The organism is Desulfomicrobium baculatum DSM 4028 (assembly GCF_000023225.1).
In the GTDB taxonomy this organism is placed as follows: domain Bacteria; phylum Desulfobacterota; class Desulfovibrionia; order Desulfovibrionales; family Desulfomicrobiaceae; genus Desulfomicrobium; species Desulfomicrobium baculatum.
In genome coordinates, this window is sequence record NC_013173.1 from 2,942,128 (window position 1) to 2,953,961 (window position 11,834).

An 11,834-nucleotide genomic window follows, 5' to 3' on the forward strand; every position below is an offset into this window, starting at 1 on the left:
CGCGCTGCCTTCACCCCCACAGCCATTTCAAAAAACCACCGGACTTTTGCGGTTTCTTTTCCGCAGGGGCGCGCTGCTCTTCGGCAGGCATTTCAATGGGGATGCTGACCACGCCTTGCGCGGGGGCGGCTTTGGTGTCCGTTAGAGGCGCGGCCTGCGCGGCATTGACCCGCTCCTTCAGCGCCCCAAGCTCCAGGGTCAGCAGCTGCACATCCGTGCCCCAGGCCGCAAAGCGCTCTTCCATGACCGTGAGGCGGCGTTCCAGGGCGGACAGGCGTTCCTCCAGATCCGGCGTGACCTCCATTCCGGCCGAGGGCTCGGTGTCCGCCGTGGTCTGGATGCCGTTCGAATGCAGCATGGGCGCCATTTGCCGGGCCACGTCCTGCACCACCTCGGGGCCGATGACGGGCAACTCGTCGGCGAAGCCGTGCACCAGGGCCGCGTCGCAGAGAATGTTGATCAGGCGCGGCACCCCGGCCGAGAGCGCGTGGATGGCTTCCATGGCCTCGGGCGTGAACAGGAGCGGATTGCCCCCGGCATGGGCCAGGCGGAAGCAGATGTAGGCTTTGGCCTCGTCGAGTTCCAGAGAGGGCAGGTGAAAGGTCGAGGTGATGCGCTGGGCCAGCTGGGTCAGGGTCGGGTCGGCCAGCTTGCGGCGCAGCTCCGGCTGCCCGACCAGGACCACCTGCAAGAGCGGCCGGCTGTTGCCCTGCAGGTTGGAGAGCAGGCGCACCTCCTCCAGGGCGTCGCGGGACAGGTTCTGGGCCTCGTCCACGATGACGATGGCGTGCCGCCCCTGGCTGAAGCGGTCAATGAGATACTCGTTGAGCATGGCCAGGTTCGCGGCCTTGTCGCCGCCCGGCTCCCCGGCCTCGAACTCACGGATGATGAGCCGCAGCAGTTCCTCGCCCGTGACATTGGTATTGAAGACCAGAGCCACGTCCACGGCCTTCTCGATGCGGCCCAACAAATAGCGGATGAGCGTGGTCTTGCCCGTGCCGATGCCACCGGTGAGGACCACGAACCCGGTCCCCTCCCCCAGGCCGTACTTGAGGTGCGCGAAAGCCAGCTTGTGCTTCTCGCTCATGTACAGGTAGCCCGGATTGGGCACGATGGTGAAGGGCCGCTCGCGTAGGCCGTAGAAATTTTCGTACATAGTTTTTTTGCTCTATCCCCGCCTTTTTCCTTCTCTTGTCCTCGCCTTCACCCAACCTTATTCAACACCACTCCAAGCAAATTCCGCCCTTCCAGCATGCCGAGCGCTGTTTTCAAATCGTTTTGCGCGGTGTGGCCTTCGCCCGCCACCAGGACGATGCCGTCCACGTATTCGGCAAAGACCAGGGCGTCGGGGATGCCCAAGAGGTGCGGGCAGTCGAAGATGACGTAGCGGTCCGGATAGCGGCTCTTCAGTTCCCCAACAAGGTTCTGCATGCCGGGCGAGCTGATGATGTCCACCGAATCTTCCTGCGACGCGCCCGCAGGCAGGACCACGAGCTTGTCGATGCCCGGGTTCACGAACAGGCTCTCCACGGGCAAACCGCGCAAGAAATGGTCCGACAGCCCGGGCCGCAAGTCCATGCCCAGACCGCAGGAGATGCCGGGCCAGCGCAGGTTGGCGTCCACCAGCAGGGCGGTCTGGCTGGCGTCGCGGGCAATGGTGATGGCCAGATTGGTGGCCACCGTGGTCTTGCCCTCGCCCCGGCCAGGGCTGGTGACCATGATCGTGTTCAACCCCTTGGAGCGGGTCTGCTGCAGGATCTGCGTGCGCACCACGTTGAAGGCGTCGCGCAATTCGCGCGGAGCGCCCTCGCCCAGGAGCCTGCGCTCCTCCATCTTGTGAAAGCAGGCCTGCTCGATCTTGGTCTGTTCATAACGCACCTCAACACTGTCCCGCCGCTCCGCACCCCCGGCCTGCGACTTCGCCTTATACACAGGCGCGACAGGTGCGGCCGGTGCGACAGGTTCGACCTGCGCCACGTGCATGGCAGGCCGCGCTGGTGCCGAGTCCGGCACAATGATCCCGCCCGGAGTCCCCGCCGCCAGCCTCTCCGCTTCCTCGGCCTTTTCAAGGGCCTTGATTATTTTACTCATGTTGCTCTCTTATTGGTGAATGGTGATCGGGAGGAAAGGGGCAAAGGCATGGCTCAAACGGACGCATGATGACCTGTCTCCGCCCTGCCTAAGCCCGCCTTAACCCATTCACAATTCACAATTCACAATTCACAATTCACAATTCACAATTTCCTAAAACCGATCCAGAATCTGATAAAAAATAATATCCAAGGGCCGCACATACACGTGGATGAGCAGTACCAGCACGGCAAGCGCCCCCGCCATTCCCGTCACGGCCATGGTGATCTTGCGTTTGCGCCGGGCCACTTCAGCGCCCGTGGCGACGTAGGGGATGGACCCCAGGAGCGGAACCTTGGTCAGGGCGTGCAGGCTGCGCAGCCCGCGCACCGAGCCGTCCATGGCCTCGGCCAGGGCGCCGCAGCCGGCCCCGAAGCCCAGCGACATGACGAAACCGACCAGCATGAGCAGCATGCGCTTGGGCTTGGAAGGCACTTCCGGGAGCATGGGCGGTTCGATCAGGGTCAGCTTCTCGCCCGCCCGCTCCTCTTCCAGTTCCTTGGAATCCCGCGCGGCCATGAGCTTCTGCGAGGTCTCCTGGAATTTGAGCTGGGCGTTCTGATGATCGCGCTCCAGCTTGCGGTATTCCTGCTCGACCCTTGGCGTGTTCTCCAGGCGGCGGGTCAGCTCGTCCTGGCGAAGGCGCAGGTCCGCGAGCATGACCTGCTGGCTGCGCAGATCCATGTCCGTGGCCTGCAGCTGGCTTTTGAGGGCCATCCAGGCCGGGTTGTCCGCGCTGTCGGCCACGGAACTGGCCACCATGCGACTGCGTCCCGCGCCGCTCTTCTCCAGGGCCGCCACGCGGCGCTCGGCCGCCTGCACGTCCGGGTGTTTCAGGCCATACTTGGCATTCAGGTCCGCCAAGTTGGCGCGTGCGGCCGCCAGCTCCTCGGCCAGGTCCACGCTTACGCCGCTGCCCTCCAGGGCCGCGATCTGCTCGCGCAGCTTGATGACCTCCGGGTGCTTGTCCGAATGCGTGGCCGTGAGCGACACGTACCTGGTCTTGAGCGCCCGCAGCTCCTCGGCCGGGGGCAGCACGCGCCCGCCTTCGGCCGTGACCAGGGTGCGCTGCGGCGTGACCGTGGCCAACTGCCCTTCCAGAAAGGCCCGACGCTCCAGGATACCGCGAATATTCTCCTGCACGGCCTGCGCATCGCGCTCGATGCGCTCCAGCGTCTGCAGGTTGAGCTGGGTCAGCTCCGGCAGGGAGCCCAGATGCTCCTCCTTGAAGCGGGCGATGAGCTCCTCGGACTGGGCCACTTCGTCACGCAAGGCCACGAGCTGCTTTTCGAGAAAAGAGTAGGCCGTGGACGCCTTTTCCTCGCGATTCTTGAGATTCTCCTCCAGAAAAAGCGAGACCAGCGTGTTGGTGGTCTGCAGCACCTTGGCGGGCTCGGTGCCCTCGAAGGCCACGGAAAAGGCGATGGTCGCCGTGGCGGGGCGGCCCGTGTTGCTCATGACTTCGGCCTGGATGGGCTCCATGGTTATGTCTTTACGCATCATCTCGACCAGGGCCTCGGAGGTCATGCTCTTGCGCTGATCCTGGTACAGGCCGACGCGGTCGATGATGCTCATCAGATTGGCGCGGTTCAGCACCACCTGCGTGATGGTCTGCAGCCGCTCTTCCACGAACCCGGTCACGGTGGAACGCACCAGCTCCTGCGGCACCTCCTGGCCCTCGATCAAAATCGTGGCCGAGGACTCATATTTGGCCGGCAACAAAGCCACCACCACCGCAACCACGACAAACACGGCAACGGCCGGCAAAACCATCTGCCAGATACGACGCCGGATGACGCCAAACAGATATCCGAGTTCGGTCTCTTCACTGAAACTGGTCATTGAAACTCCTTGGAAAGGCAAGGCAGGGCAAAACCAAGGCAGAACCATGGAAACCCGCAAGCGCTCATACTGATTCGCAAATCACTAAAATATATTTGAAAAAATCTTATCCGCAGGGGCGAAAAATTTTTCGCCCCTACCGCGTCATTCCCGCTGCCTTTATCGTTGCCTCTGTCGCTGCCTTTCTCGCTGCCTTCATCCCCTCACCAAACCCCCGGCCATGCCGCCGTCACGCCCAGGTACACGCGGTTGCGATCCGTTACCTCGCTTGCTTCGATGTCGTCTTCGTGGGTGTACTGGTAGCCGCCGTCGAGGGTGATGTCCTCGGTCAGGCGGTAGCGCAGGGTCGGGCCGATGCTGTAGGTCTGCGTGTTCTCGTCCTGCACCAGGCCTGCGGTCTTGGACATGTACCAGGCCAGCTGCAACCCGAGATAAAGGCGTTCGGTCAGGTTGCGCCCGAAAGAGGCCCGCAGGCGGTCGCGGGTGATGAGTTCGCCGTAGGTCGAAGGCGACTCGGACCTGTCCGCGCTTAAGGTCAGTCTCCAGATTTCGTCCGTCCACGTGCCCGAGACCGATCCCGAGAACGTCAGCTGGCTGTCGCTCATGCTCTGGCCCCAGTCAAAATCCACGTTCGATTCGGTCTGGCTGACTCCGCCCAGAACCTGAAATTCCAGGGTCTCGGAGGCTTTCCAGGCGAAACCGGCCAGAGCGGAGAGGACCATCTGCTCCGTCTCGCCGTCGACACGGTCGAAGCGGTAGTTCTGGGCCCCGGCCTGGCCGATGATCCGCCACAGGCCGTCGCCCAGGGCGTGGCTCCAGGTCGTGGTCAGGCCTGTGGACAGATAGTCGGTGTACCCCGAGGATTCGTACTGCATGAGCCCCGCGCTGCCCTCCACGGACACGTCGTCACGCTCGCTCACGCGCAGGGTCAGCCCCGGGGTCGCGGAGTAATGGTTGCGCGCCGCCTTTTCCGTGGTGATGCCGGATTCGTCGAACTCGCTCTCGACACTGTGGTCGCGGACCCACTTCGCGCCAAGGCGCAACTCCAACCGCTCGCTGACACCATGGGAGACGTCGGCCCCGAGCTGCGCGTTTTCGCGGCTGTAGTCCTCGTGCTCGGCGTACTGATAGGCGTCCAGGCGTCCCTGCAGCCCCAGACGCGTCACCTCGGAGCCCCCTTCGACCTTGAAGGACGGAGAGAGCAGGAATTCCAAATCCGAGTCGCCCTTGCCGAGGGTGCTGTCGTCAAAGGTCGTGCGCACCCCGATGGATGGCGTGACCACGGTTTCGCACACGCCGCTTTTCGCGGCCGGACCAAGGATGAGAATGCCGGCCAGAAACGAGGCGGCAAGGCGTTTGATACAAGGCGTCATGGGAGCGGTCAGGGGACGATGACGATGTCGCCGGGTACGAGCAGGACGTTCTGCTCCAGGCTCTTGCCGCCCGCGACGTGGTCGTAGTCAAAGGGAAGATAGCTTTGTACGCCCGCCGCGTCCGTGCGCACGACACGCACCGAACCGGTCGAGGCGTAAGGCGTCATCCCCCCGGCCATGGCCAGGGCCTGCAGCACGGACATGGGCCCGTCCATGGGAAACACGCCGGGTTTTTGCACCTTGCCGACCACGGAAACCTTTGAGCTGCGCGACTCGATGAGCATCACGGTCACGGGCGCGCCATGGATGTATTCGCCGATCCTGGTCTCAAGCTCCGTCCGCAGATCCTCGACGCTGACCCCGGCGGCCTGCATGTCCCCGACCAGGGGAAAGGAAATCTTGCCGTCCGGACGCACCAGCACCTTACGCGCCAGGCTCTCGTCGCCCCACACGGAAATTTCGAGCACGTCTCCGCTGCCCAGGGGAAAGGTCGGGCTCTGGCTGGCGTGGGCTGTGGCGCAAAACAGAAAAAAAAGAATCGAGACCCGCATGAAAAAACTCATAACTGCTCCATTAACTACAGAAATTAATAATCCATTTCAATCCAGCCAATCAGGCCGGGATTCAAGGCCATGAAAAGAATCAGGGCGCGCTGGAACGTGGGACGGGGCAAACCCTTTCCGGGAAAGAGGGAATGCGCCCAAGCCATTTCAGGCAGCCCTCAGCAACTGATTTCAGCCAGTGATCCCAAGGGATTTCTGAAGACCGCGCCGATGATCACCCCGGCCTCGTCCAGCGCCTTGCGACAGGCGGTGCAGGCCATGTGCAGAGGTTTGCCCTGATCCGAGAACTGGAAAAGAACCTCGAACTCACGACCCTCCGTGAAACTCTCGGGTTCGGTCGAATTCAGGCGCAAACCGATGCCCGTAGTCGAGATGTCGCGCAGCTGCGCCACCCGATACCGCCCCTTGCGCCCGTCCGGGTCCAGCGTGTGGACAACGGCAAAGCCGGTCAGAAGCTGCCGGGTCGCTCTGCGCCGATCCTTCGCGCTGTCATCGGCAATGGTCTGAGGGGGGGCGCTCGGGGCAGCCACGGCCTCGCCGCCGGACTTGTCCTGGTCTCGCAAATAACGGTCAAGGTCGGTGTTCAACCAGAGGAGGGGACGTTTTTGTGTCATGGAAACTCCCATGCAAATTTTCGCAATCATATGAAAGAATTGTGCCATTTACAATTCAGCAGGCCATTTCCCTGACATCCTCCCACAGCGGGAGGTTTCACGCCTTCCTCCCCCTCCCCCGATTCAGTCCGACGAAACAGGACTACCACAAAGCCGCACAGATCAAGCGCCACTTATGTCCGATCGAGTCGGACATTCATCATCTCAAGAAGTTATGAAACATCCATGACATAACAGTTATCGCACCAATACATGCTTCACATTCATTATTGTTTCGTGTAGTCGCCCATTTTTAGGGATACAATACAAAAATTTACATGTCTTACATTGACGTCATACATACATGCAACAATTTTTAATGAAATTTTAATGTCATACGCTGGCGTCATACATTCCCGACTGTTTCGATCTGCATGACAGACATATTCCAGAGGCAAAAAGTATTATGGGATCAGTACTTATCATTCATGAGCGCAGTGATATCTGTCACATGCTGAGTCCGGCCATCGAAAGCCACGGACATGAATGCTTTTCCCTTGCCTCCTGTGCCGATGCCGTTCATGTCCTTAAAAGCAACGCATTCGACATCGCCATTCTTGATATCGACATCACGGAAAATCCCGCTGAAGCAGTAGCGGCACTGGCCAAATCCGAGTGCAGGCCGCACATCCTGGTCATCACAAACGGCTGCAATCCAGTGATACTGGAAGAGGCCATCCGGGCCGGGGCATGGGACGTCATCTGCGCCCCTTTCACCCAGGACGAACTCGGCCAGGCCATCAACCGTTGCCTGCACCATCGTCGCGCCAGAATGGGGATAAAGAGCCATGGCGACATCAAGCGCGATGCCATCATCGGGACCAGCCCGTGCCTGGAGCATTGCCTGGACCACATCGCCACCGCAGCGAACAGCAACGTCAACATCCTCATTCTGGGCGAGACCGGGACCGGCAAGGAACTCTTCGCCAACGCCATCCACGAGAACAGCACCCGGGCGACGAACAGCTTCATCGTCGTGGACTGCACCAACATCCCGAGGACCCTGGCCGAGAGCCTGCTCTTCGGTCACGAGCGCGGCTCGTTCACCGGGGCTGCCGAATCGCGGGACGGCCTCTTCCGCCAGGCCGACGGGGGGACCATTTTCCTGGACGAGATCGGCGACCTGGATCTTGATGTGCAGAAGTCCCTGCTACGGGTCCTGCAGGAACGCCGCTTCCGCCCATTGAGCTCCAAAAAGGAAGTCGCCAGCAATTTCAGATTGGTTGCGGCCACCAACCGCAATCTTGAAGGCATGGTCAAGCGGGGCGAGTTCCGCAAGGACCTGTATCATCGGCTGTGCACCAACGTGATCCAACTTCCGCCTCTGCGCGAACGAAAGGAAGATATCCTGCCCATTGCAAGCTATCATGTGCGCCAGATTTGCGCCGAACTCGGCTGCGAGGAAAAGGAGATCTCCTACGAACTGCACCACGCCCTGACCCTGTACGACTGGCCTGGCAATGTGCGTGAACTGATCAACGTCCTGCACGCCACGGCGCAGAACGGCACGGGCGAATGCAGGCTCTACCCCCAGCACCTGCCCGTGGACATCCGCGCCAGGGTGATGCTCAAGCGCTCCGGCAGGCCCCAGACCGGCGGCTACCTCGTGGTCCCCGAAGTATGCGACTGCACGTCCGGCGACGGAAGCTTCCCCTGCCCGCTCCTGCCGCAGGCAGCCGCCTCGGCTTGCCGGACACCGGGCTTTGCGAGCACACACCCGCATCTGCCAGCCAGGGACGTCGCCCAACCCGGGCCGAGCGCCGACAGCGGCCTTGCAGCGCCTCCGCAAGAGCGTCCGACACCCAAAGGGCTTGTGGGTTCGCCCACGGAGCACAAACCCGGGAACGGCTTCGCGCACATCGAGGGCCCCTACATCACCCTGCCCCTGGCCCCGGAAAACGCCATTAATGCGCAACTGCTCCCTTTGCGCACAGTCCGAGAACTGGCCATGCAGGAAGTGGAGGCCGCCTACTTGAAACGTCTGGTGGCCAGCAGCCAAGGCAACTTCCAACGCGCCCTGACCATCTCCGGCCTCTCCCGCGCCCGCCTCTACGACCTGCTCAGCAAGCACAGCATGAGCATCAGCGGGAACTGACCAACACCCCCCTCTCCCCATGGTTCAATTCTTGCTCAAAGCGGCCGGGATAGTTCATTTGTCTTGTCAAATCAGACAACTGGAATTCATGCACATAGCGTCCGGCCCAGAAAGCCGGAAAACTCAGATAAGGACACGTATGCAGATCAAGATGAAGGGACTTGTGCTGGCTATGGTTTTGCTTTTGTGCGCCGGGAATGTGTGGGCGTCGCTTGTAAATATTAATTATGGGAATGTATATAACTATACATTGCAAAATTGGAAATCTATCTCAACAACACAATTTTCAATAAATTTTGGCGATTTCAGCTCATACGGATTTTGCATAGATCCAAGCACAGAAATTTCAAAAAATAACTATTCATATACATTAACTGATTTGAATGAAAATTATTTTTCTGCAGCATATCTGATGCACACATTTGCAAAAGATCAAAATGAAATTAATACTCGAAGAGAAACTGTCGGACTTCAAGCAGCGATTTGGACATCTGTCGAAAACAATAATAATTACAAACCATTATTTAACTATCTAGGACAAAAAAATTACTATAATTATTACATCAATGATATACCATCATCTTTTTCTGAAGAACTTCAGAATATATTAAAAAATGAATACAAAATATTAATCCCCTATTTAACCAGCATTGATGGCAGTGAAATCTTTAAACAAGCACTTATAGTAAAATACCCTTCCTCCTCCGTCCCCCTCCCCGGCGCGGCCATTCTGCTGGGTTCCGGATTGCTCGGGCTGGTCGGATTGCGGCGTCGGCAGATTCGCTGACAGCGTCCCGGCGTCTTGCAAAAGCAAACGGCCATCCGTGTTTAGGCGGATGGCCGTTTTTTGTTGTGAGGAGCACGTGGAACGGTGCACAGTCCTTACCAGCTCCGCACCGCTCCGGTATCGACGTGCACGAATTTGTCCTGCGGGTAAAAGCCCACGCCGCCCCTGCGGGAGGCCTTGGCCGCATCGCGCAGGTCATGCAGCGAGACGCCCGAAATGCGAATGTCCAGCGCCTTGCCTTCCATGTGCAGGCTCCGCTTGGCGACCCCGCCCCTGCTTTTCTGGCGCAGTTTCGTGTTCGTAGCCGGGCAGCGGTAGCCGGAAATGACCTGAAACGGGGCATCGCTGCCAAGGGTTTGCTTGAGCCTGAACAGGTAGTCGAAAAGCTTCGGGTCCATGCGGCAGACCTGGCCGGAATAATGGTCGCGCAGGAGATGATTGAGTTTCTTGAGCGCCTCGGGAACATACTTGTCCCCCACTGCGTATACGATGCGCAGCTTTTCGCGGGTGTGCGTGTGCTCGAAGGCCAGGCTGCGCGCTCCGGTCTGAGAAGGCAGGGCGGCCAGGGCTGCGGGGGCTGCTGAAAGCACTATGCCGGCGGCGGCCAGATTGGCCATGCGGCACAGGAAATGACGGCGTGAATGGTTCATAAATTGGTCATTGGCTGGTTTGGACAGATCTGCGCAAGGCCTGATCAAGAAGCTTGTCCTGTCCGTAAATGTCTTGAAAAAAGTGGACGCGACCACCGTTTTTGACCTGCACCGTGTTGTAGGCCAGCACGACCTGCGGGGGCTCCCGCAGGCGAAGCGTGGAAGAAACGCCTGCGCTCATCGCTTCGCGGATGCGCTCTTCGCCCCAAACCTGGTCGTGTTGCAGGACAAATTTCGCCAGCCCTACCGGGTCTTCCACTCGAATGCAACCATGGCTCAAATCGCGCCGCTGCTTTTCAAAAAGATGCGTGGTTGGCGTATGATGCAAAAAGATGCTGTCTTTGTTGGGGAATATGAACTTGATGTCGCCCAGGGCATTCCTGGGGCCAGGACGCTGCCGAATCCGCATCTGCCCACTGCGTACGGCTTCCAGATCATCCATGGACAAGGTCGTGATGATCTGGCCGTCGGCAGCGACGAATTCAAACCCCTGCCGCACGAAATAGCTCGGGTCGCGCAAAATTTTGGGCACGACCTCGGAGCGCGCGATGGACAGGGGGACGTTCCAGTAGGGGCTGAACTCGATGGACCGCATCCGGCCGTCAAAAAGCGGCGTGCGCATATTGAGAGCGCTGCCGATGATAACCCGCATCGTCGTCTGAACCTGGACCGTGCCGTTCTGAACCTCGTAGGCCTCCAGGACGTGTTCCGGGATATTGACGGCGATCATGCGCGGCGCATGCAGGAGCGGCGTCCAGCGCAGCCTCTCCATGGACAGCTCGATCTGGCGCACGCGGGCGGATGGCGTGACCCCGAGTTGCGCATATGTCTTGCGGCCGATAACGCCATCCGGCTCCAGCCCGTGCCGGACCTGAAAGTCCATGATGCCCTTCACGATATGGCCTTCATAGCGTTCGGTCATGACTGTTTCGCGCGGCAGGTCGCCAAGGGCGATGAGGCGCAGCACAACCAGCGGCATCCCGGCGTAGGATTCCCCGATTTCCAGCTTACCGTTCGGCAGCGGGGGCAGCGACGACTGCCACAACTGGCTGAAAACCGGATCCTCGGAAAGTTGGCGGTATTGGGCCAGGGCCTCTCGCAAGCGTCCATATAGAGGCACCTGCGGAGCGGCCTCGCGCACGGCCTCACGCAGACGCTTTTCCCGCACCGCCCTCTGCAGGTGGGCGAGCGGATCAAACCTGTCGGGGGCAGGCGGTGTGAAATTCTCCTGGATCTGACGCGGATCGATCTGCCCGAAATGCAGATCTCTGAAATAGCGGACCATCGCCTCCGTCAAATCCTGCTCAAGGCGCATGATGACGCCCAAAGGCAGAGCCTCGGGGCCCTGCGACGCCTCCAGCGCCTGGCCAAGGGTGACTGCTCCGTATTTTCGCGGCGAAAGCCCTTCGGTGTCGGCATCCGCCAGGATCGCGACAGCCTCAAACGCCTCCCTGCCCGGCCTGCCATCCCTGAACCAGAACAGGCTGTCGTCGGCAAAGGCCGTCGCCCAGGAACCCGTCAAAAAAAACAGGCCCAGCAGCACGATGGACACAACGCCCGGACACGGCAGTGCGTGGGCCTGAAGGCACGCAGGACAAGCACGGTTGCGACAGCTCAAATCGAATCTCTCCATATGCATGTGTGAAAATCCAATCCTTAAAAGACACAAATCCATCCCACACCGCGATTGGAATCGAAAAAATATTCCGGCCGCGAGCGCGCAAATGAATACGCCACTCAT

At 59.9% G+C, this 11,834-nt stretch carries 10 protein-coding genes; 2 read left to right on the forward strand and 8 right to left on the reverse strand.

Going from position 1 to position 11,834, the window contains the following annotated elements; translation table 11 throughout:
* Positions 1-10: 10 nt before the first annotated feature.
* The 6 genes from DBAC_RS12905 to DBAC_RS12930 all read right to left on the reverse strand — a co-directional run bounded on the left by DBAC_RS12905 (position 11) and on the right by DBAC_RS12930 (position 6,522).
* Positions 11-1,156, reverse strand: a complete 1,146-nt coding sequence (locus DBAC_RS12905; RefSeq protein WP_015774748.1) for an ExeA family protein — start codon at positions 1,154-1,156, stop codon at positions 11-13.
* A 47-nt stretch (positions 1,157-1,203) separates the two neighbouring features.
* Positions 1,204-2,091, reverse strand: a complete 888-nt coding sequence (locus tag DBAC_RS12910; RefSeq protein ID WP_015774749.1) for a P-loop NTPase family protein — start codon at positions 2,089-2,091, stop codon at positions 1,204-1,206.
* A 153-nt stretch (positions 2,092-2,244) separates the two neighbouring features.
* The gene (locus DBAC_RS12915) at positions 2,245-3,972 is read right to left on the reverse strand and encodes a Wzz/FepE/Etk N-terminal domain-containing protein (protein ID WP_015774750.1); all 1,728 of its coding nucleotides are present in this window, start codon (positions 3,970-3,972) and stop codon (positions 2,245-2,247) included.
* Positions 3,973-4,175: 203 nt separating this feature from the next.
* Entirely contained in the window at positions 4,176-5,345 is a 1,170-nt protein-coding gene (locus DBAC_RS12920) for an outer membrane beta-barrel protein (protein ID WP_015774751.1), read from the reverse strand.
* Positions 5,346-5,353: 8 nt separating this feature from the next.
* The gene (locus tag DBAC_RS12925) at positions 5,354-5,908 is read right to left on the reverse strand and encodes a polysaccharide biosynthesis/export family protein (protein WP_015774752.1); all 555 of its coding nucleotides are present in this window, start codon (positions 5,906-5,908) and stop codon (positions 5,354-5,356) included.
* 158 nt (positions 5,909-6,066) lie between these two features.
* Entirely contained in the window at positions 6,067-6,522 is a 456-nt protein-coding gene (locus tag DBAC_RS12930) for a PilZ domain-containing protein (protein WP_015774754.1), read from the reverse strand.
* Between the two features lie 445 nt (positions 6,523-6,967).
* On the opposite strand from DBAC_RS12930, the gene DBAC_RS12935 reads away from it, so the two are divergent.
* Both DBAC_RS12935 and DBAC_RS19135 read left to right on the forward strand, forming a co-directional pair.
* The gene (locus DBAC_RS12935; protein WP_015774755.1) at positions 6,968-8,656 is read left to right on the forward strand and encodes a sigma-54-dependent transcriptional regulator; all 1,689 of its coding nucleotides are present in this window, start codon (positions 6,968-6,970) and stop codon (positions 8,654-8,656) included.
* A gap of 139 nt (positions 8,657-8,795) precedes the next feature.
* Entirely contained in the window at positions 8,796-9,443 is a 648-nt protein-coding gene (locus tag DBAC_RS19135) for a hypothetical protein (protein WP_015774756.1), read from the forward strand.
* A 95-nt stretch (positions 9,444-9,538) separates the two neighbouring features.
* Here DBAC_RS19135 and mepK read toward each other — a convergent pair whose 3' ends face one another.
* The gene (mepK, locus tag DBAC_RS12940; RefSeq protein WP_015774757.1) at positions 9,539-10,093 is read right to left on the reverse strand and encodes a peptidoglycan L,D-endopeptidase MepK; all 555 of its coding nucleotides are present in this window, start codon (positions 10,091-10,093) and stop codon (positions 9,539-9,541) included.
* Between the two features lie 7 nt (positions 10,094-10,100).
* Entirely contained in the window at positions 10,101-11,732 is a 1,632-nt protein-coding gene (locus tag DBAC_RS12945; protein WP_015774758.1) for a L,D-transpeptidase family protein, read from the reverse strand.
* Between the last annotated feature and the right edge of the window lie 102 nt (positions 11,733-11,834).